Annotated in this window: 19 protein-coding genes; 8 read left to right on the top strand and 11 right to left on the bottom strand. The window is 58.2% G+C overall.

Features of this window, described 5'->3' with window-relative positions:
• Positions 1-18: 18 nt before the first annotated feature.
• The 5 genes from rpsD (at position 19) to bfr (ending at position 4,361) form a co-directional block, all read left to right on the top strand.
• A complete protein-coding gene (gene rpsD, locus ACA066_RS25980) occupies positions 19-639 on the top strand; it encodes a 30S ribosomal protein S4 (protein WP_003210056.1) in 621 nt (206 codons plus the stop codon).
• A gap of 22 nt (positions 640-661) precedes the next feature.
• Complete coding sequence (locus tag ACA066_RS25975; RefSeq protein WP_003186012.1) at positions 662-1,663, top strand: DNA-directed RNA polymerase subunit alpha; 1,002 nt, start codon at positions 662-664, stop codon at positions 1,661-1,663.
• A gap of 42 nt (positions 1,664-1,705) precedes the next feature.
• A complete protein-coding gene (gene rplQ, locus ACA066_RS25970; protein ID WP_007943777.1) occupies positions 1,706-2,092 on the top strand; it encodes a 50S ribosomal protein L17 in 387 nt (128 codons plus the stop codon).
• A 200-nt stretch (positions 2,093-2,292) separates the two neighbouring features.
• Entirely contained in the window at positions 2,293-3,747 is a 1,455-nt protein-coding gene (locus ACA066_RS25965; RefSeq protein WP_497697181.1) for a catalase, read from the top strand.
• Between the two features lie 149 nt (positions 3,748-3,896).
• The gene (gene bfr / locus ACA066_RS25960; protein ID WP_007933692.1) at positions 3,897-4,361 is read left to right on the top strand and encodes a bacterioferritin; all 465 of its coding nucleotides are present in this window, start codon (positions 3,897-3,899) and stop codon (positions 4,359-4,361) included.
• A 138-nt stretch (positions 4,362-4,499) separates the two neighbouring features.
• On the opposite strand, the gene uvrA is transcribed toward bfr, so the two are convergent.
• Complete coding sequence (gene uvrA / locus ACA066_RS25955) at positions 4,500-7,334, bottom strand: excinuclease ABC subunit UvrA (RefSeq protein ID WP_497697180.1); 2,835 nt, start codon at positions 7,332-7,334, stop codon at positions 4,500-4,502.
• A 191-nt stretch (positions 7,335-7,525) separates the two neighbouring features.
• Between uvrA and ACA066_RS25950 the strand changes: the two genes are divergently transcribed.
• Both ACA066_RS25950 and ACA066_RS25945 read left to right on the top strand, forming a co-directional pair.
• On the top strand, positions 7,526-8,923 hold the full coding sequence (locus ACA066_RS25950) for an MFS transporter (protein WP_497697179.1): 1,398 nt from the start codon (positions 7,526-7,528) through the stop codon (positions 8,921-8,923).
• A gap of 9 nt (positions 8,924-8,932) precedes the next feature.
• Positions 8,933-9,454 carry a single-stranded DNA-binding protein gene (locus ACA066_RS25945; protein ID WP_046028847.1) on the top strand — a complete coding sequence of 174 codons (522 nt, stop codon included), beginning with the start codon at positions 8,933-8,935 and terminating at the stop codon, positions 9,452-9,454.
• 190 nt (positions 9,455-9,644) lie between these two features.
• Here the strand turns inward: ACA066_RS25945 and ACA066_RS25940 are convergent, their stop codons facing one another.
• The 10 genes from ACA066_RS25940 to ACA066_RS25895 form a co-directional block, all read right to left on the bottom strand.
• Positions 9,645-11,849: an OsmC domain/YcaO domain-containing protein gene (locus ACA066_RS25940; RefSeq protein WP_497697178.1), complete on the bottom strand. Its 2,205-nt coding sequence runs from the start codon at positions 11,847-11,849 to the stop codon at positions 9,645-9,647.
• Between the two features lie 156 nt (positions 11,850-12,005).
• Complete coding sequence (locus ACA066_RS25935) at positions 12,006-13,163, bottom strand: glutathionylspermidine synthase family protein (RefSeq protein ID WP_497697177.1); 1,158 nt, start codon at positions 13,161-13,163, stop codon at positions 12,006-12,008.
• A 12-nt stretch (positions 13,164-13,175) separates the two neighbouring features.
• The gene (locus tag ACA066_RS25930; RefSeq protein ID WP_497697176.1) at positions 13,176-13,889 is read right to left on the bottom strand and encodes a DUF1190 domain-containing protein; all 714 of its coding nucleotides are present in this window, start codon (positions 13,887-13,889) and stop codon (positions 13,176-13,178) included.
• Between the two features lie 18 nt (positions 13,890-13,907).
• A complete protein-coding gene (locus ACA066_RS25925; protein ID WP_497697175.1) occupies positions 13,908-14,336 on the bottom strand; it encodes a DUF350 domain-containing protein in 429 nt (142 codons plus the stop codon).
• Positions 14,337-14,350: 14 nt separating this feature from the next.
• Positions 14,351-15,025 (bottom strand): DUF2491 family protein, encoded by a 675-nt coding sequence (locus tag ACA066_RS25920; protein WP_497697174.1) that lies wholly within the window; start codon positions 15,023-15,025, stop codon positions 14,351-14,353.
• Positions 15,012-16,046, bottom strand: coding sequence for an ion channel (locus tag ACA066_RS25915; protein WP_497697173.1), 1,035 nt, complete (start codon positions 16,044-16,046; stop codon positions 15,012-15,014). The genes ACA066_RS25920 and ACA066_RS25915 overlap by 14 nt, the downstream gene beginning before the upstream one ends.
• 71 nt (positions 16,047-16,117) lie before the next feature.
• Entirely contained in the window at positions 16,118-16,681 is a 564-nt protein-coding gene (locus tag ACA066_RS25910) for a rhomboid family intramembrane serine protease (protein ID WP_497697172.1), read from the bottom strand.
• 152 nt (positions 16,682-16,833) lie between these two features.
• Positions 16,834-17,532 carry a PspA/IM30 family protein gene (locus ACA066_RS25905; protein WP_497697171.1) on the bottom strand — a complete coding sequence of 233 codons (699 nt, stop codon included), beginning with the start codon at positions 17,530-17,532 and terminating at the stop codon, positions 16,834-16,836.
• 24 nt (positions 17,533-17,556) lie between these two features.
• Entirely contained in the window at positions 17,557-18,138 is a 582-nt protein-coding gene (locus tag ACA066_RS25900) for a YjfI family protein (protein ID WP_497697170.1), read from the bottom strand.
• Positions 18,139-18,436: 298 nt separating this feature from the next.
• A complete protein-coding gene (locus ACA066_RS25895) occupies positions 18,437-18,991 on the bottom strand; it encodes a cysteine hydrolase family protein (protein ID WP_497697169.1) in 555 nt (184 codons plus the stop codon).
• A gap of 102 nt (positions 18,992-19,093) precedes the next feature.
• Between ACA066_RS25895 and ACA066_RS25890 the strand changes: the two genes are divergently transcribed.
• Positions 19,094-20,092 (top strand): GlxA family transcriptional regulator, encoded by a 999-nt coding sequence (locus ACA066_RS25890; protein ID WP_497697168.1) that lies wholly within the window; start codon positions 19,094-19,096, stop codon positions 20,090-20,092.
• Positions 20,093-20,159 lie beyond the last annotated feature (67 nt).

Raw genomic sequence — 20,159 nt, 5'->3', positions numbered from 1 at the left:
TCCAGGAGATTGTAAAGAATGGCTCGTTACATTGGTCCAAAATGCAAACTCGCTCGTCGCGAAGGCACCGATCTCTTTCTGAAGAGCGGCGTGCGCGCGATCGAATCGAAGTGCAACATTGAAGCAGCACCTGGTATCCACGGCCAACGCCGCGGTCGCCAGTCCGATTACGGCACCCAACTGCGTGAAAAGCAGAAGGTCCGTCGTATCTACGGCGTTCTCGAGCGTCAATTCAGCGGCTACTACAAAGAAGCTGCTGGCAAGAAAGGTGCAACTGGTGAAAACCTGCTGCAACTGCTCGAATGCCGTCTGGACAACGTTGTATACCGTATGGGTTTTGGCTCTACTCGTGCCGAATCCCGTCAGCTGGTATCGCACAAATCCGTCAGCGTTAACGGTCAGACCGTAAACGTGCCGTCGTACCAGGTTCGTGCTGGTGACGTGGTCGCGATTCGCGAGAAAGCAAAGAACCAACTTCGCATTGTCCAAGCTCTCGATCTGTGTGCCCAACGTGGCCGCGTAGAATGGGTAGAAGTAGACACTGAGAAGAAGTCGGGCGTTTTCAAGAACGTTCCAGCTCGCAGTGATCTGTCCGCCGACATCAACGAAAGCCTGATTGTCGAGCTCTACTCCAAGTAAGGGCTAGAAAATAGGTGCATCCATGCAGATTTCGGTAAATGAGTTCCTGACACCCCGCCATATTGATGTGCAGGTTGTCAGTCCAACCCGCGCCAAGATCACTCTCGAGCCTCTCGAGCGTGGTTTCGGCCACACCCTGGGCAACGCGCTGCGCCGCATCCTGTTGTCCTCAATGCCCGGCTGTGCAGTAGTCGAGGCCGAGATTGACGGTGTACTCCATGAGTACAGCGCCATCGAAGGCGTACAGGAAGACGTAATTGAAATCCTGTTGAACCTTAAAGGTCTGGCTATCAAGCTGCACGGTCGTGACGAAGTTACGCTGACCTTGTCGAAGAAGGGTTCGGGGGTGGTTACCGCTGCCGATATTCAGCTGGATCATGATGTCGAGATCGTTAACCCCGATCACGTAATCGCTAACCTGGCGTCTAACGGCGCCCTGAACATGAAGCTCACCGTAGCTCGTGGTCGTGGTTATGAACCGGCAGACTCGCGTCAGAGCGATGAAGACGAAAGCCGCAGCATCGGTCGCTTGCAGCTTGACTCTTCGTTCAGCCCGGTTCGCCGTATCGCATACGTGGTGGAAAACGCCCGTGTCGAGCAGCGTACTAACCTGGACAAGCTGGTTATTGATCTGGAAACCAACGGTACCCTGGATCCTGAAGAGGCTATCCGCCGCGCTGCAACCATTCTGCAACAGCAGTTGGCTGCGTTCGTCGACCTCAAAGGTGACAGTGAGCCAGTGGTTGTCGAGCAGGAAGACGAGATCGATCCGATCCTGCTTCGCCCGGTTGACGATCTGGAACTGACTGTACGTTCGGCTAACTGCCTTAAGGCGGAAAACATCTACTACATCGGTGACCTGATTCAGCGTACCGAAGTAGAGCTGTTGAAGACTCCGAACCTTGGCAAGAAATCCTTGACTGAAATCAAGGACGTTCTGGCCTCCCGCGGTCTGTCCCTCGGCATGCGCCTCGACAACTGGCCGCCTGCAAGTCTTAAGAAGGACGACAAGGCGACTGCCTGATCGTCGTAATCACCGAACGTCGTGTTTGGTAAGGAATGAACCATGCGTCATCGTAAAAGTGGTCGTCACCTGAGCCGCACTAGCTCGCACCGCAAGGCCATGTTTCAAAACATGGCAGTGTCGCTGTTCGAGCACGAGCTGATCAAAACTACACTGCCGAAAGCTAAAGAACTGCGTCGCGTTGCTGAGCCGCTGATCACTTTGGCCAAGACAGACAGCCTGGCTAACCGCCGTCTGGCTTTCGACCGTACTCGTTCGAAAGCTATCGTTGGTAAGCTCTTCAACGACCTGGGCAAGCGTTACGCTACCCGTGAGGGTGGCTACCTGCGCATCCTCAAGTGCGGTTTCCGCACTGGCGACAACGCGCCTATGGCGTACGTCGAGTTGGTTGATCGTGCTACCGGCGGTGAAGCTGTATCCGCTGAGTAAGACGTCAGTCTGAAACGAAAAACCGGGCCTTGTGCCCGGTTTTTTGTGGGCGATCGAAAAGTTTGCCCGTACGGCTCGTTTCATTAGTTATTTTCTATCGATGCCTACAGGTTAATGAATTAGTAGGTGTAACGTTCCTGATCAATACTCCCTCTCAGCCGATTAGCCGGCAGTTAAAGACTGACAGAGGAAGAGATCGCATGAGCCAAAACAAAATACTTACAACCGCCAGTGGCGCTCCTGTCGCCGACAACCAGAATTCTCGCTCCGCTGGCCCTCGCGGCCCATTGCTCCTCGACGACTTCCACCTGATCGAGAAGCTTGCCCACTTCAACCGTGAAAATATCCCGGAGCGCCGCGTGCACGCCAAAGGTTCGGGTGCTTACGGTACGTTCACCGTCACGCGTGACATCACCGAGTACACCAGCGCCAAACTGTTTGAATCCATCGGCAAGCAAACCCCAACGTTCCTGCGGTTTTCCACCGTAGGCGGTGAGCGCGGTTCGGCCGACACAGAGCGCGATCCACGTGGCTTCGCCCTGAAGTTCTACACCGAGGAAGGCAACTGGGACATCGTTGGCAACAACACACCGGTATTCTTCATTCGCGATCCGCTCAAATTTCCGGACTTTATCCACACTCAAAAACGCCTGCCACAGAGCAACCTGAAAAGCGCGCAGATGATGTGGGACTTCTGGTCGCACTCGCCTGAGGCGCTGCACCAGGTCACCATCCTGTTTTCGGATCGTGGCATTCCTGACGGCTATCGTCACATGCACGGCTTCGGCAGCCACACCTACAGCCTGATCGCCGCCAGCGGCGAGCGTCACTGGGTGAAGTGGCACTACAAGACCCAGCAAGGGATCAAGAACCTGGCGCCGGCAGAGGCTGCTCGCCTGGCCGGTACGGATCCGGATTACGCACAGCGCGACTTGTTCGGTGCAATCGAGCGCGGTGATTTCCCGAAATGGCGCGTATGCATTCAGATCATGACCGAGGCCCAGGCGGCGGCACATTACGAGAACCCTTTCGACGTAACCAAGACCTGGTCGCAGAAAGAGTTTCCACTGATCGAAGTCGGCGAACTGGAGCTCAACCGCAATCCGCTGAACTACTTCGCTGAAGTCGAGCAGGCGGCGTTCGGTCCGAGCAACATGGTGCCGGGTGTCGGCCTGTCGCCAGACCGCATGCTGCAAGGTCGCGTGTTCGCTTACGCAGATGCGCACCGCTACCGTGTAGGCACCAACCACCAGCAACTGCCGGTGAATGCGCCTCGCAGCCCGGTCAACAGCTACCAGCGTGATGGCTCCATGGCGTTTGGCAGCAATGGCGGTGCTGCGCCGAACTACGAGCCGAACAGCTACGTCGAATCGCCGAAACAAGCGCCTCGCTATGCTGAGCCAGCTCTGGCATTGAGTGGCGCGGCTGATCGTTACGATCATCGCGAAGACACCGACTACTACAGCCATGCCGGTGCGCTGTTCCGACTCATGAGTGGTGAGCAGAAGACGCTGTTGGTCAACAACATTGCCGGTGCGATGGCTGGCGTTTCAAGCGATGTGATTGATCGCCAATTGCAGCATTTCTTCAAGGCCGACCCGGCGTATGGAGAAGCAATCGCAAAGGCACTCAACGTACAGATTAAAGAAGTTTAAACGAGAAGCAGAACCGCCCTCATTTGGGCGGTTTTTGCGCTATTTAAATGACTTTTCTCAGAATATCTTCGCTTTTATCGCGCAAACAAAGTGACCAAACAGTCGCCGTGGTTCAAACTACAGACTTTCAAGCAGGGAGATGTAGGGCGATGCAAGGCCACCCAGACGTAATCGATTACCTCAACACGTTGCTGACCGGCGAACTGGCGGCGCGTGATCAATATTTCATCCATTCGCGGATGTACGAGGACTGGGGTTTCACCGAGCTCTACGAACGTATCAACCACGAAATGGAAGAAGAGGCGCAGCACGCTGACGCCCTGATGCGCCGTATCCTGATGCTCGAAGGCACGCCACGCATGCGTCCGGATGACCTGGATGTCGGTACCACAGTACCGGATATGCTCGCCGCCGACCTGCGCCTGGAATACAAAGTCCGCGCCGCACTCTGCAAGGGCATCGAGCTCTGTGAGTTGCACAAGGACTACGTCAGTCGTGAGATCCTGCGCATCCAGCTGAACGATACCGAAGAAGATCACACCTACTGGCTGGAGAAGCAGTTGGGTCTGATCAAGTTGATCGGTCTGGAGAATTACCTGCAATCGCAGTTCTGACTCTGAACTGTAGGAGCACGGCTTGCCGGCGATGGCATCCCCGAGATCGCCATCGCCAGCAAGCTGTGCTCCTACAGTTTCAACACAAAAAAGCCCCTGTCACCGACAAAGTGACAGGGGCTTTTTCATGGGCCTGATTCAGGCCTTGTCGCGAGCCAGCAGCGGCTTGAGGTAGAAGCCGGTGTGAGACTGCTTCATCTCGGAGACTTCCTCAGGCGTACCGGCCGCAATGATCTGCCCGCCCTTGGAGCCACCTTCCGGCCCAAGATCCACCAACCAGTCAGCCGTCTTGATCACGTCCAGATTGTGCTCGATCACCACCACGGTGTTGCCGTGGTCGCGCAGGCGATGCAGCACGTCGAGCAGTTGCTGGATATCCGCGAAGTGCAGGCCAGTGGTTGGCTCATCAAGGATATAGAGCGTCTTGCCGGTATCGCGCTTGGACAGTTCGCGGGACAGTTTCACCCGCTGCGCTTCACCACCGGACAGCGTGGTCGCCGATTGCCCCAGCTTGATGTACGACAGGCCGACATCCATCAACGTCTGAAGCTTGCGCGCCAAGGCAGGCACCGCATCGAAGAACACCCGAGCCTCCTCGATGGTCATCTCAAGGGTTTCATGGATGCTCTTGCCCTTGTACTTGATCTCCAGCGTTTCGCGGTTGTAGCGCTTGCTCTTGCAGACATCGCACGGAACATAGATGTCCGGCAGGAAGTGCATTTCAACCTTGATCAAGCCGTCGCCCTGACAGGCCTCGCAGCGTCCGCCCTTCACGTTGAAGGAGAAACGCCCCGGCCCGTAACCGCGCGAACGGGATTCCGGCACGCCGGCGAACAGCTCGCGAATCGGCGTGAACAACCCGGTGTACGTCGCCGGGTTGGAGCGCGGGGTGCGGCCGATCGGGCTCTGGTCGATGTCGACGACCTTGTCCAGATGCTCCAGCCCTTTGATGCTGTCGTGAGCCGATGCTTCCAGCGTCGTTGCACCGTTGAGTGCGGTAGCGCTCAACGGAAACAGTGTGTTGTTGATCAGCGTCGATTTGCCCGAGCCAGATACGCCGGTGACACAGGTCAGCAGACCGATCGGAATGTCCAGATCGACGTTACGCAGGTTGTTGCCGCGAGCACCCTTGAGGGACAGCGACAACTTCTTGTTACGCGGTGTGCGTTTGGCCGGTACGGCGATCTTCACCCGGCCCGACAAGTACTTGCCGGTCAACGAGTCAGGGTGAGCCATGACCTCGGCCGGTGTGCCTTCGGCGACGATATGGCCGCCATGCACACCAGCGCCCGGGCCGATATCCACCACATAGTCAGCAAGGCGAATCGCATCTTCATCGTGCTCGACCACAATCACCGTGTTGCCGATATCGCGCAGGTGCTTGAGCGTGCCCAGCAACCGATCGTTGTCGCGTTGGTGCAGACCAATCGACGGTTCATCGAGGATGTACAGAACACCAACCAGACCGGCGCCGATCTGACTGGCCAGACGAATCCGCTGAGCTTCACCACCAGACAACGTGTCGGCACTGCGATCCAGCGACAGATAGTCGAGGCCAACGTTGACCAGAAACTGCAGACGCTCACGGATTTCCTTGAGGATCTTGTCGGCAATTTCACCGCGACGCCCGGTCAGCTTCAACACACCGAAGTATTCGCAGGCATCGCCAATCGGCAGATTGGTGACGGCCGGCAAAGTCTTCTCGCCCACCCAGACATGCCGCGCCTCACGACGCAGGCGTGTACCCCGGCAATCCGGGCACGGCTGGGTACTGAGGAACTTGGCCAGCTCTTCGCGCACCGAGGCCGATTCGGTTTCGCGGTAGCGACGCTCCAGGTTCGGTACGATGCCTTCGAACGGGTGCGAGCGTTTGACGATGTCGCCACGGTCGTTCAGGTATTTGAAGTCGACGTTCTGCGAGCCGCTGCCGTGCAGGATGAATTTCTGCTGATCGGCGGGCAGTTCGTTGAACGGTACTTCGAGGCTGAACTTGTAGTGCGACGCCAGCGACCCGAGCATCTGGAAGTAATAGACGTTGCGCCTGTCCCAGCCGCGAATCGCGCCCTCGGCCAGGGTCAGTTCGCCATTGACCAGTCGCTTGATGTCGAAGAACTGTTTCACGCCCAGACCATCGCACGTCGGGCAGGCACCGGCCGGGTTGTTGAAAGAGAACAGCTTGGGTTCCAGCTCGCTGATGGCGTGGCCGCAAATCGGGCAGGCGAAGCGCGCGGAGAAGATGATTTCTTCACCCGGCTCATCGTCCATCGGCGCAACCAGGGCAATGCCGTCCGCCAGCTTCAGCGCGGTCTCGAACGATTCGGCGAGGCGCTGTTGCAGGTCGGCGCGAACCTTGAAGCGGTCGACTATTACATCAATCGAATGCTTCTTCTGTTTATCCAGCTTCGGCAGCTCATCCAGTTCGCAGATCCTGCCGTTGACCCGGGCCCGGACAAAGCCCTGGGCGCGCAACTCTTCGAAGACCGAAAGGTGTTCACCTTTGCGCTCGCGAATCACCGGTGCCAGCAGCATCAGCTTGCTGCCCTCCGGTTGGGCGAGGACCAGGTCAACCATCTGGCTGACAGTCTGCGCTTCCAGCGGAATGTCGTGATCCGGGCAGCGTGGAATACCCACGCGAGCGTAAAGCAGGCGCAGGTAGTCGTAGATTTCGGTGATGGTGCCGACAGTCGAACGCGGGTTATGCGAGGTCGACTTCTGCTCGATGGAAATGGCTGGCGACAGGCCTTCAATGGTGTCGACGTCAGGTTTTTCCATCATCGACAAAAACTGCCGGGCATAGGCCGACAGCGATTCGACATAGCGGCGCTGACCTTCGGCGTACAGCGTGTCGAATGCCAGGGACGATTTGCCGGATCCGGACAGGCCGGTGATGACGATCAGTTTGTCCCGTGGCAGGGTCAGGTCGATGTTCTTCAGGTTGTGGGTTCGGGCCCCACGAATCAGGATCTTGTCCAAAGTGGCCTCGCTCGGCGGGCGTCGAAAACGTAGGAGTATACGGCCAAATACTGGATGGATGCACACTATCAAACGAGTGGGTGACTGTCGTACATGAAGAGTCTGTCAGCGGAGCGCGTCAAAGCGTCGCGATATACCCCGTCAATCGATGGGACTGGTAGAATCGCCGCCGGTTCACATGAGGTTTTTCCATGCACGATCCCCACAGCGAACGCATGAGTGGCAGTGAGACCCGCGCAGCAAGCGGTCTGGCCCTTGTGTTCGCCTTCCGTATGCTTGGCATGTTCATGGTGTTGCCGGTATTGGCGACCTATGGGATGGATCTGGCAGGAGCGACCCCGGCCCTCATCGGGCTGGCGATTGGCGCTTACGGCCTGACCCAGGCGATTTTTCAGATTCCTTTCGGTTTCATTTCTGACCGCATCGGGCGCCGCCCGGTGATTTACCTGGGGCTGATCGTCTTCGCCCTCGGCAGCGTGCTGGCGGCCAATGCCGATTCGATCTGGGGCGTTATTGCCGGACGAATCCTGCAAGGCGCCGGGGCAATTTCCGCGGCAGTGATGGCGTTGCTGTCAGACCTGACCCGCGAACAGCATCGGACGAAAGCCATGGCCATGATCGGCATGACGATCGGTCTGTCGTTCGCGGTCGCCATGGTGGTAGGACCGTTGCTGACCCGCGCTTTCGGTCTGTCCGGATTGTTTCTTGCTACGGGTGGCATGGCGCTGTTTGGCATCGTGATTGTGATGTTCATGGTGCCGCGCTCCACCGGGCCGTTGCAGCATCGCGAGTCCGGCGTAGCACGTCAGGCGCTGATGCCGACGCTCAAGCACCCGGACCTGTTGCGGTTGGACCTGGGCATTTTTGTGTTGCACGCGATGTTGATGTCGAGCTTCGTTGCATTGCCGCTGGCCCTGGTTGAAAAAGCCGGGCTGCCCAAAGAGCAGCACTGGTGGGTCTACCTGATCGCGCTGCTGATTTCTTTCTTCGCCATGATCCCGTTCATTATCTACGGCGAGAAGAAACGCAAAATGAAACGAGTTTTGTTGGGCTCGGTGCTGACGCTGATGCTCACTGAGCTATTCTTCTGGCAGTTCGGCGATAGCTTGCGGGCTCTGGTGATCGGGACGGTGGTGTTCTTTACCGCGTTCAATTTGCTGGAAGCTTCCTTGCCATCGCTGATCAGCAAGGTTTCACCGGCAGGCGGCAAGGGCACGGCGATGGGGGTTTATTCCACCAGTCAGTTCCTCGGTTCGGCGGCGGGCGGGATCCTCGGCGGCTGGATGTTCCAGCACGGCGGTTTGTCGGCTGTATTCCTCGGATGCGCCGGCCTGGCTGCCCTCTGGCTGGCCTTTGCTGTTACCATGCGCGAACCACCTTACGTGACGAGCCTGCGCTTGCCGTTGTCGCCCGAGGCGATCCGCGAAGCGGGTCTGGTCGAGCGCCTGAAGGCCGTCGTAGGGGTAACAGATGCAGTAATCGTCGAAGATGAAGCGGCGATTTACATAAAATTGGACACCGAACTATTGGATCGCACCACCCTTGAGCGCCTGGTGAACAACCCGGCCGGGGCAGCGTGCGTAGCCTAGGAGAACGTTATGGCCCGTGGGGTTAACAAAGTCATATTGGTCGGCACTTGCGGCCAGGATCCCGAAGTTCGCTACTTGCCTAACGGTAACGCCGTGACCAACCTGAGTCTGGCGACCAGCGAACAGTGGACCGACAAGCAAACCGGTCAGAAGGTCGAGAAGACTGAATGGCACCGTGTGTCGATGTTCGGCAAGGTTGCGGAAATCGCCGGCGAATACCTGCGTAAAGGTTCGCAGGTCTACATCGAGGGCAAGCTGCAGACCCGCGAGTGGGAAAAAGACGGTATCAAGCGTTACACCACTGAAATCGTGGTCGACATGCAAGGCACCATGCAACTGCTCGGTGGCCGTCCACAGCAGGGCGACCAACAAGGCGGGGGCAACAACTACCAGCAGTCCGCCCCGGCTCCACGCCAACAGGCTCCGCGTCCGCAGCAGTCGGCACCGCAACAGTCGCGTCCGGCTCCACAGCAGGCCGCTCCTCAGCCGGCTCCGGATTTCGACAGCTTTGATGACGATATCCCGTTCTAGGAAACATCCGAGACTTAACCATAAGGTTTAGCCTCGAAACCCCCGATCGGTCCTCTGGACTGGTCGGGGGTTTTCTTTTGCCCCTCATTTTGTAGGAGCCAAGCTTGCTGGCGAAGAACGATACCGCAGTTTTCCTGATTTACCGCGTCATCGTTCTTCGCCAGCAAGCTTGGCTCCTACAGGATTGCGGTCAACGGGATAACGTCGTGACGTTGGCCCGTGCCGAATGCAGTTTCTTGTAGCTGTCGATCAACCGCAGGTGCCTGTCGAGCCCCTCCAGTTTCATGCTGGTCGGCGTCAAGCCATGGAAACGCACGCTGCCGTCCACCGAGCCGATCGCTGCATCCGTCCGCTCGTTGCCAAACATCCGGCGGAAGTTGGCCTCGTAGTCTTCCAGTTCCAGGTCTTCGTCCAGCTTCATCTCCAGCACCACATTGACGGCCTGGTAGAACAAGCCACGCTCAACCGTGTTGTCGTTGTACTGCAAGAACATTTCCACTGCCTCTTTCGCCTCTTCAAATTGCTGCAAGGCGAGATAAATCAGCAGCTTCAACTCCAGGATCGTCAGCTGACCCCAGGCGGTATTGTCGTCAAATTCGATGCCGATCAAGGTGGTGATGTCGGTGTAGTCGTCCAGCTCGCTTTCCACCAGACGCTCAACCAGCGCTTGCAGTTCGTCTTCGTCCAGGCGATGCAGGTTCAGGATGTCGGCGCGGAAGAACAGCGCTTTGTTGGTGTTATCCCAGATCAGATCGTCTACCGGATAAATTTCCGAATAGTCCGGCACCAGGATACGGCAGGCCGTCGCGCCGATATGCTCGTAGACCGCCATGTACACTTCCTTGCCCATGCCTTCGAGAATGCCGAACAAGGTCGCGGCTTCCTCGGCGTTCGAGTTTTCACCCTGGCCGGAGAAGTCCCACTCCACGAATTCGTAATCCGATTTTGAGCTGAAGAAGCGCCACGACACCACGCCGCTGGAGTCGATGAAGTGCTCGACGAAGTTATTCGGCTCGGTTACCGCATGACCTTCAAACGTCGGCTGGGGCAGGTCGTTGAGGCCTTCGAAGCTGCGGCCCTGGAGCAATTCGGTCAGGCTGCGTTCCAGCGCCACTTCCAGGCTCGGGTGCGCGCCGAACGAGGCGAACACACCGCCGGTACGCGGGTTCATCAACGTGACGCACATCACCGGGAACTCACCCCCCAGGGACGCATCCTTCACCAACACGGGGAACCCCTGTTCTTCCAGCGCCTGAATACCGGCCAGTATCCCGGGGTACTTCGCCAGCACGTGGGCCGGCACATCCGGCAGTGCAAATTCACCTTCGATGATTTCGCGTTTGACCGCGCGCTCGAAGATCTCCGACAAGCACTGCACCTGGGCTTCGGCCAGCGTGTTACCGGCACTCATGCCGTTGCTCAGGTACAGGTTTTCAATCAGGTTGGACGGGAAGTACACCACCTCGCCGTCGGACTGGCGCACGTACGGCAGCGAGCAGATGCCGCGCTCTTCATTGCCCGAGTTGGTATCGATCAGATGGGAACCACGTAGCTCGCCGTCGCGGTTGTAAATCTTCAGGCAGTACTCGTCGAGAATTTCAGCTGGCAGTTCATCTTTTCGGCCTGGCTTGAACCAGCGCTCGTTCGGGTAATGCACAAATTCTGCGTTGGCGATGTCTTCGCCCCAGAACTGGTCGTTGTAGAAGAAGTTGCAGTTGAGCCGCTCGATAAACTCGCCCAACGCCGACGCCAGCGCGCCTTCCTTGGTCGCACCCTTGCCGTTGGTGAAGCACATCGGCGAGTGCGCATCGCGGATATGCAGCGACCACACATTGGGCACGATATTGCGCCACGAGGCGATTTCAATCTTCATGCCCAGGTCCGCCAGAATCCCCGACATATTGGCGATGGTCTGCTCCAGCGGCAGATCCTTGCCCGCAATATAAGTGCCCGCCTCTGAACTGGAAGCAGGCATCAACAACGCCTGGGCATCGGCGTCGAGGTTTTCCACTTCTTCGATCACAAACTCAGGCCCGGCCTGCACCACTTTTTTCACGGTGCAACGGTCGATGGAACGCAGGATGCCCTGGCGGTCCTTGTCGGAGATGTCCGCCGGCAACTCGACCTGGATCTTGAAAATCTGGTTGTAACGGTTTTCCGGGTCAACAATATTGTTCTGCGACAGGCGGATGTTATCCGTGGGGATATTGCGCGTGCTGCAGTACAACTTCACAAAGTACGCCGCACATAACGCCGACGAAGCCAGGAAGTAGTCGAACGGACCCGGTGCCGAGCCATCGCCCTTGTAGCGGATAGGTTGATCGGCCACCACCGTGAAGTCGTCGAACTTGGCTTCAAGCCGAAGGTTGTCGAGAAAGTTGACCTTGATTTCCATGGGGGATTACCAGAATAACGGGCTAGACGATTTGGCCGCCATTATCCGGCTTTTCGGCGGTAAGTCTTGTGGTTGTCTGGTCCGCGATCGGGTTTGCACCTGTTTCACGCCAACGCCCGATGCATGGCAACGGGCATTTCCACTAACGGTGAGTGTTCAGTCGAGTATCAGGTGTGGCAAGAACCGGCTCGAATCCTTGGTGATCAAGCTGTTGTCCTCACGCACACCAATCCCCGCCGCCTGATCGCCGATCACCCAGGAACCGATCAGCGTGTAGCTGTCGCCAAACTGGGGAAGTGGCGCGAACTCCTGAAGGATAAACGGCGCATCCGTGTAGGGCCCGTCCTCTTTAACGATCAGACCGTCGGCAGTTTGCAACTCGATGTTGGCGCCTTCCCGGGAGAAGAATGGCTTGCGTACCCAGCCCTTGGGCACCGCTTTGTTCGGGTCGTTATCCAGGTGGGCGGCGAGCAGGTTCGGGTGACCTTTGTTGAACTCCCACAGTAGCGGCAGGATACCTTTGTTGGAAATGATGGATTTCCAGGCCGGTTCGAAAAACTGCGTATCACTCTGGGCAATCGCTGCACCAAAGGGTTCGTGGAAGATGAACTCCCAGGCATGCAGCTTGAACAGGTGGGGAATCCAGCGATCTTCAAGATCGACGAAACGTCCGTCACTGGTGAGGCCAATGTCTTCGATGTCGATGTGGCGGGATTCGATGCCGACCTTTTCCGCAACGAGCCGCAGGTAATCGGTGGTTCCCTTGTCCTCGACCGAGTCTTTCATCGAGGCGAAATAGAAGGGCTGTGTGAGCTGCAGTTGAGCAAAAGCCTGATGCAGCTTGGTGTCGATGCTGTTGAACTGGTCGGCGTGCCGGGGCAGCAAGCCACGTTCGATGCATTGCTCCAGCCAGCCCCACTGAAACGCCGCCGCTTCATACAGGCTGGTCGGCGTGTCGTAGTTGAGCTCCAGCAGTTTGGCCGGGCCGGTGCCGTTGTAGGAAAAGTCCATGCGCCCGTACAGATGCGGATGACCTTCGAGCCATGAGGTGCGGACCATGTCGAAGAATGGCGCGGGGATGCTCAAGCGCTCCAGCAATTCCTCGCTCTGCACCACGCGGGCCACCAGGTCCATGCACATCTCATGAATCTCGGTGGTCGGGTCTTCGAGATCTCTCTCGATTTGTTTGAGCGTGAATTGGTAATACGCACTCTCGTCCCAATAGGGTTCGTCGTCGATGGTATGGAACAGAAAGCCGAGATTCTCGGCAGTCTGTTTCCAGTCGGGACGCTCTGCGCAATGGATTTTTTTCATGGTCCGGTTTCCTTAACTGCTCGACCCGCCGCCACCCCAGCCGCTGCGTGCACTGGCTTTGCTGCCGAAGCCGCCACGGGAAGTGGACGAGGCAACGGACACCGGTTTGCTGGCGGAACGAATCGAGTCGGCGTAGTTGCTGCTGCCGTATCGCGCCTGATTGGATTTGGTAAAGGTCGAACCTTTCGCAATCCGCTGGCCGAGCGTCGAAGACGAATAGCTGCCACGGTCATCGCGGTAGCGGTACACCGGCTCGGAATAGTAGCTGTTGCGGTTATTGCTCAGCATGTTGCCGATCAGCAGGCCGGTCAGCAGGCTGGTGCCGGAGAATCCGGAGCCGCCACCGTTCGCTTCCGAGGCGGGTAATTGAGCCTTGGCGGCGTCCACCTGGGATTGCGTCACCTCGCCATCGGCGGTCAGTTCGAAGCCACCCAGTTTCGGGATGAACTTGCCGGCGGAATCCTGCTGGCACCAGTCGGCGACGAAGTCGGCATCGCAATCGGCCTGGTTGTCGTACACCGGCGCAATGCGCCGATGTTCGGCCATGGCGGTCATGAAGGCGTCCGAGCAGACATCTACCGGAAGCTTTTCATCGGCGCATTGCTGCACGGACTGGAAGTTGTACTTCTTCTGTACCGAGTAGGTTTTCTCCGTTGGCCCGCAACCTGATATCGCCATGGCGACCGATGCTGCCAGCGAGAGCTGAACGTACTTGCTTCGTTTCATCGGGAGCTCCGTGCGCGATCAGTTCTGGGAAGGGGTCATGCAGGCGGCGTTCAACATGCCGACGCTGATAGCCACTGCTGCCACGTAGATGCCCGCGGCGATTTCGCCTTTCTTGATGCGCTCGGAGGTGCCCTTGAGCACCAGGCTGGTCATCAGGAAAGCCAGCAATTGCACGAACGCGGCGATCACGGCCCAGACGACGAAGTCGAGAATGCTGATCGAGTAGGCAATCACATTGCTGGCCGGAATCGCGAAACCGATGATCGCGCCGCCCAAGGCAATTGCGGCAGCCACATTGCCCGAACGAATCAATTCGAACTCTTTATGCGGGGTAAGTCGGGTGTAGATGAACTGGAACAGCGCGAACAGCACGGCGGCACCGAGGATGTACACGACAAACCCAAGCACGGCGGCTTTGTTCAGGGAAATGGAGAGCGCTTCTAGCATGGGTTTCTTCCTTTTTAAAAAGTGTTCAGGTCGGTGGTGTACAGCGAAATGCCCAGCGAAGTGCTCAAGCTGATGGTGCCTTCGGCGTCCTCTTCGACGGAAAACAGCAGGAATTCCCGGCGATTGGTCAGGCCGGTGTCGCGGGCGTACAGCATTGAGCGGTGCTCGATACTGTAGGACTCATCCGGATTTTTCAGCTGTTCGCTCAACGCCGCCAGTTCAGTCTGGCCATCCTCGGTACCCCATTCTCGGGTGTACTCGACGCCGTTGTGTGTGTAAGTCGGCAGCCCGATCAGGCTTTGCGGACCGGCCAGCCGACGTAGCTCTGCTTCGCTGCTGATAGTGACGTAGCTGAGGTAGTTGAACAGGATCACCGACTCGATCTGGCCGGCGATGTCGCCGGTGGTGTGCACTTGCAGCCAGTAGTCTTCGTCATTCATGTAGTAGCGCGACAGCCAGGTCGACTGTCCGAGGTCAATGGTGCCGTTGCTCCAGATCTGTTGGGAGTCCGGGATGGCCACGGCGGTTTTTCCGTCGAGCAGCAATTTAAGCGTGGTGTCGAACATCACGCCTTTGCCCAGCGCCAGACACAGCGGGCCGGTGGCCGGCTGAGTTTCGCTGGCGGTCCAATTCGATTCCGTATTCGCGTTCGGGGCCTCAAGCCCCATCAGCTGTTTAAACCATCCCATTGGAGATTTCCTTCAGGCGGGTGGAGGCGATATAGAAGAGTTCGCCGCCGTCAACGCGTGTCGCGCTGGGCGGGTTGATCGACGGTTGCCGGGCGCCTTTGGCGCGGTAGCCGATGAGAGTGGCGTTGTGGTGTTCCTTCATCTGCGTGTACAGATCGCCGAACGTAGCGTTGAACGTCTCGGGCAGTTTCATCAGGTATTGGGTGGCGCCTTGGCCCACGCACAGCAGTTCGTTGATGACCACGGACGAACCCGGGTCCTGAGACGCGCGCACCAGCATCTCGATGGCCATGCTTGACGTGCATTCCAGGCTGGGCGCGTAGGCGCTGGCGAGCGCGGCGATTTCACTGTCATTGAAGTGCGCAACCACATGCCCGACAGGCTTCAGTTGATTGACCGCCAGCACCGTGGCCAGGGTCAGGTCGTCTGAATGGGTTCGCACCAGGACGCGTTCGGCGCCCGGAACACCCGCGCGCAGTAACAGCGCCACCGAGGACAGGCTTTCACCCCTGATGAAGGCGGCCTGGCCCGGCATGGGGTTTTCTTCAAGGGTGCAATCGCAAATGACGATCAGGTTGTCGTTGGAGGTTTCATCCTGAAGCAACAATTCAACGACCCGTTCGCTGGCTGCACCTTCCCAACCGATGAGCACCGTATGCCCGACCTTGCCGGTGTAATCACCTTTGCCCTTCATGCCTTTTCTCCATACATCGATAACGCTGCTGGTGGTTTTACCAATGGCTGCCGTCAGCAGCGCAATGCCCCCGAGCATGACCCAGGTGGCCACGAAAATGCGTCCCGCCGATGTCTGTGGCGCGAGATCGCCATAGCCGACGGTGAGCGTGGTGGTGAGATAGAAGTAGGTAAACGTGGCGGGGGCGGTGAGGTGCTGTTCGCCCAGCAACACCAGGCCCAGATACGCTATGGTCAGGTGCACGCCCAGGGCTATCACCAGTCCCGCCCAACCGAACCGGTGGAAGAGGGACGAGGCGTACAGGCGCAGTAAAAGGAAAATCGACATTTCGTCCCTGACTCCGTGGGGGCTCATTCCTGGCGAGGTAATCGCCCCGGCATCTGAATGCTGGAGTGCGGTTACCGAGCGGCATTAAACCTGCTGCGCGGTGCAGTTAGAAGTACCTTGGCTGCAATAAATCCGGCGAACGCACCAAACAGATGCCCTTCGAAGGACACACCCTGACGCGGAAGAAAGCCAAAGACCAGGCCGCCATAGAGCAGCGCCACGACGCTCGCCGTGATCAGATTGCCCCAGCTACGGTGAAACCAGGCGCGGGACAGGAGGTAGGCCCACAATCCGAATACCCAGCCGCTGGCGCCAATGTGCACGCCGGCAAAACCGAATAGCCAGACCAGCGAGCCGCCCAGCAGAATGATGATCGCGCTGACGGCAAGGAACCGGTTGAGCCCGTCGACAATGACCAGGGTGCCCAGAATCAGGAAGGGAATCAGGTTGGCGCTGAGGTGCGCAAAGGACGCGTGTAAAAAGGGCGAGGTGATGATGCCGACCAGTCCGTGGACTGTTCTCGGCACCAGGCCGAATGCCACAAGGCTGTAGCCGGTCGTGACATTGAGCAGTTGCAGCGCAACCATGAAAATGGCGAGGCTGGCGATTGTCTTGAAACCCTTCAGGGCATCCATCCTTGACCTCTATTCAACAAAAAACAGCCCTCTGTAGGAGCGAGTTTGCTCGCGATGGACTCAAGAGCGGCGGGTTTATTCAGAAAACACCCGTTATCGTTAACGTCCATCGCGAGCAAGCTCGCTCCTACAGGTTATGCATCCGGCCCCGTTTACTCGGCCGATTTTTGCTTCAGGCGTTCCAGAATCGCGTTGGCGCTGCCGGTATCTGGCGTGATGCCGGCTTCGCGAAGCTTGCGCTCCAGGTCGGTGCCGGTCGACGCATCGGCCAGTTGGTCGTGCGCTTCCAATTCAGCGGCGCGTTGCTGCTGCCTGGCTTGCAAGCGGTTCAGCGTACCGACCGCGGTTTCCAGTTTGCCGTTGGCGCCGCCACTGGCGATGGACGCGCTGACCTGGGCTTTCTGCACGCTTTCCCGCGCCTTGGCCATGTCCACTTGCTGACGCAGGCTTTTGATGCGGCTTTCAGCCTTGGTGATGTCTTTGCGCATGTTGTCCGCATAACCGCCGAACTCGGTGGCCTGCTTTTGTTCGACATCCAGTTCGTTGGTCAGGGTCGAAATGGCTTCGGCCACTTCCAGTGCCAGGTCTTCGCGGTTGGCCTGGATCGCGGCCAGAGCCTTGGATTCCAGGTCCTTGATCTTGGCGTTGTACTCGCTGACGCGACCGGCCGACAGTTTGTGCTTGGCCATGATGGTGACGAGCTCACGCTTGGCGTTGGCCAGTGCGCTATCAGCATCGCGAATTTCCTGGTCGAGGATGCGCAGGGCCTGCTGGTCGGCGATCGATTCGCCGACTTCATTGGCACCGCCACGCAGCGCGGTGAACAATTTGCTCCAGATGGACTGAGTCATTGGATATTCCCTATTCCCGAATAATTAATTGAAGAAACGTTCGAAGGCTTCGCTGGCGCGCTGGACGTTGTCGACGAGGGTTTTGACCTCGGTCACGACGTTGGTCAGGCTCGAGTCGGAACTCAACGCGCCGAACATGTTGTAAACGACCTGTCCGTTGGGCATGGACTCGATACCGATCGACGACAGCGGAAACATTTCCCGGCTGCGCAACACCGCATCATTGAAGACCGGCACGTCCTTGATCGACTCGACGTCGATCAGTACGGTATCGACGATGATCTGGTCGCCCACCACTGCGATGTAAATCGGCAAGCCACCGAAGTCGTTCATTTCCAGCTTGATGCTGGACTCGGAGCCTTGAACCAGGGAGAGGGTGATGTCGTTCGAGACCACTTCGTCCAGGGCTTGAAGGGCGCTGTAGAGGCGATCGATGTTCCAGTTGTTACCTGCGCTCATGTAATTCTCCGACATGAATGAGCCAGCCCGAATCGGTTGGCGTAGCTGTTTCTCCATCTGCTTGAGCAGGCTTCGGTTTTCGGGAAGCACCCAAGTCTCGTGTTTCACATAACCGGCGGCACCCAGGCCCGCGCGCATCTGCTTCATGTAGAAGCTCGACGGTTTTTTCGCGGACGGCTTCGAGCGCTCTCCCTTGCTGCTCGGTGCATCGGTCCCAGACCCGGAAGGCGGATCTGATGGAGAGCTGCTTTTCATGGTGCTGACCTCGTTGTGAAAAACTCACGCGTGAGAAACACTACAGGCAATCTTCGCTACCCTCAATAGCTCACGCGTGAGATTTTTATGACAGGCATGCAAGGGCAACGAAAGAAGGCCAGTAACGTGAGAACGCTACTGGCCTTTCATTTTTCAGGGGCGTCGACTTGTAAACGCTCGACGAAAAACCTTAGCGGCTGGCCGCCAGGAACTCGTCGGTGGACACCACGCTGGCATAAGCAAAACCCAGGGCCGACATGAAGGCTGCGTGAACGTGGGCGGCCGGAACGGTGACGCCGTTGAACTCCAGATCACGGGAGGCACAGGCGTCGTGAATGACGGTGACGGCGTAACCCATGTCGGCGGCCGCGCGGGTAATGCCGTCGACGCACATGTGGCTCATGCTGCCGACCACCACCAGTTCCTTGATGTCTTGTTCGTCGAGAATCGACTTCAGTTCGGTTTCGCGGAACGAGTTGACGAAGTGCTTGAGCACCACCGGCTCGTCGGCGCGGTTGAGGACTTTGGGGTGCAACTTCGCGCCTTCAGAGCCTGGGGTGAAGAACGGCGCGTCGTTGGAGGTGAATTCGTGGCGAATGTGTATCACCGAATCACCGGCATCGCGGAAGGCTTTGATCAGGCGTACGGCGTTGTCCGCAGCGGCATCCGCACCGACCAGCGGCCACTTGCCTTGGGGGAAGTAGTCGTTTTGGATATCGACTACGATGAGTGCTTGCTTGGCCATGACTGTTTCCTCGAAGTGCTTGTTGGGTGTGGAATGAAGTATCGGGTCTGGCAGGCCGTCCGAGGATTGGCCGCACCGACAATAGAAGGGGGAAAACTGACAATGGACGCACAAAGGGCAATCGCCGAGCTGGGCGTGCTGATTTATCCGGGCGCGCAGATGGCGGCGGTGCACGGGCTGACGGACTTGTTCGGGGTGGCGAACCGGATTGCCGCCGACTATCAGGCGGCGCGGTTGCCGCTGTTGCGGGTCAGCCATTGGCAGGTCGATGGCGATCAGGCGCCCCAGCGCGTCTACGACAGCCATCCCGCGCCGGACGGTGCATTGGTGGCGGTGTTGATCCCGCCGTCGATTGCCGGTTTTTCCGAAGGCCAGGCGCCGCAAGGCTTGCTGAGCTGGATTCGGCAGCAACATGCACAAGGCGCGACCCTTGGCGGCGTCTGCGTGGGCTCGATTCTATTGGCCGAAAGCGGTCTGCTCGACGGCCGCAGCGCCACCACCCACTGGACCTCGGCCAAGGCGTTCGCCGAGCGTTACCCGGCGATCAGACTCAAGGCCGATACACCGATCGTCGACGACGGCGATCTGATTACCACCGCCGGGTTGATGGCCTGGTCCGAGCTGGGTTTGCGTCTGGTCAACCGACTGCTGGGACCGAGCATCGCCACCGGCACGGCGCGTTTTCTGGTGGTGGAACACAGCGACAGTGCGAGCGAATGCGGCAGTAACTTTTCACCGATTCTCAGCCATGGCGACGCCTCGATTCTCAAGGTTCAGCACTGGCTGCAAAGCACCGGGGCGACTGATGTGTCGCTGACGGCGATGGCCGAACGGGCAGGGCTGGAAGAGCGCACGTTCCTGCGCCGATTCCGCGCGGCGACCGGGTTGAAACCCACCGAGTACTGCCAGCACCTGCGGGTCGGCAAGGCCCGGGAAATGCTTGAATTCACCAACGGCACCATCGATCACATTGCCTGGACCGTGGGCTATCAGGACCCGAGCGCCTTTCGCGCGACGTTCAAGAAAATAACGGGGCTGGCGCCGAGTGATTATCGGGCGCGGTTTGGTGTGACGCCGACTGCAGCCGTGGCCCGTCAGTAGGTGTCAACTTACTGTGGGAGCGAGCCTGCTCGCGAAAGCGGTGTATCAGTAGGCATTAATGCTAAAG

The organism is Pseudomonas sp. LBUM1651 (assembly GCF_059716135.1).
This window is presented reverse-complemented; position numbering and strand designations above follow the sequence as displayed.

What these genes read in the sequence shown, in the direction of transcription:
- ACA066_RS25935 (WP_497697177.1), bottom strand. Translation starts at nt 13,163, where the DNA reads ATGAAAAAAATCCATTGCGCAGAGCGTCCCGACTGGAAACAGACTGCC.
- ACA066_RS25975 (WP_003186012.1), top strand. Translation starts at nt 662, where the DNA reads ATGCAGATTTCGGTAAATGAGTTCCTGACACCCCGCCATATTGATGTG.
- ACA066_RS25895 (WP_497697169.1), bottom strand. Translation starts at nt 18,991, where the DNA reads ATGGCCAAGCAAGCACTCATCGTAGTCGATATCCAAAACGACTACTTC.
- ACA066_RS25920 (WP_497697174.1), bottom strand. Translation starts at nt 15,025, where the DNA reads ATGGGATGGTTTAAACAGCTGATGGGGCTTGAGGCCCCGAACGCGAAT.
- ACA066_RS25945 (WP_046028847.1), top strand. Translation starts at nt 8,933, where the DNA reads ATGGCCCGTGGGGTTAACAAAGTCATATTGGTCGGCACTTGCGGCCAG.
- ACA066_RS25925 (WP_497697175.1), bottom strand. Translation starts at nt 14,336, where the DNA reads ATGCTAGAAGCGCTCTCCATTTCCCTGAACAAAGCCGCCGTGCTTGGG.
- ACA066_RS25905 (WP_497697171.1), bottom strand. Translation starts at nt 17,532, where the DNA reads ATGACTCAGTCCATCTGGAGCAAATTGTTCACCGCGCTGCGTGGCGGT.
- rplQ (WP_007943777.1), top strand. Translation starts at nt 1,706, where the DNA reads ATGCGTCATCGTAAAAGTGGTCGTCACCTGAGCCGCACTAGCTCGCAC.
- rpsD (WP_003210056.1), top strand. Translation starts at nt 19, where the DNA reads ATGGCTCGTTACATTGGTCCAAAATGCAAACTCGCTCGTCGCGAAGGC.
- ACA066_RS25900 (WP_497697170.1), bottom strand. Translation starts at nt 18,138, where the DNA reads ATGAAGCAGATGCGCGCGGGCCTGGGTGCCGCCGGTTATGTGAAACAC.
- ACA066_RS25910 (WP_497697172.1), bottom strand. Translation starts at nt 16,681, where the DNA reads ATGGATGCCCTGAAGGGTTTCAAGACAATCGCCAGCCTCGCCATTTTC.
- bfr (WP_007933692.1), top strand. Translation starts at nt 3,897, where the DNA reads ATGCAAGGCCACCCAGACGTAATCGATTACCTCAACACGTTGCTGACC.
- ACA066_RS25915 (WP_497697173.1), bottom strand. Translation starts at nt 16,046, where the DNA reads ATGTCGATTTTCCTTTTACTGCGCCTGTACGCCTCGTCCCTCTTCCAC.
- ACA066_RS25890 (WP_497697168.1), top strand. Translation starts at nt 19,094, where the DNA reads ATGGACGCACAAAGGGCAATCGCCGAGCTGGGCGTGCTGATTTATCCG.
- ACA066_RS25940 (WP_497697178.1), bottom strand. Translation starts at nt 11,849, where the DNA reads ATGGAAATCAAGGTCAACTTTCTCGACAACCTTCGGCTTGAAGCCAAG.
- ACA066_RS25950 (WP_497697179.1), top strand. Translation starts at nt 7,526, where the DNA reads ATGCACGATCCCCACAGCGAACGCATGAGTGGCAGTGAGACCCGCGCA.
- ACA066_RS25930 (WP_497697176.1), bottom strand. Translation starts at nt 13,889, where the DNA reads ATGAAACGAAGCAAGTACGTTCAGCTCTCGCTGGCAGCATCGGTCGCC.
- ACA066_RS25965 (WP_497697181.1), top strand. Translation starts at nt 2,293, where the DNA reads ATGAGCCAAAACAAAATACTTACAACCGCCAGTGGCGCTCCTGTCGCC.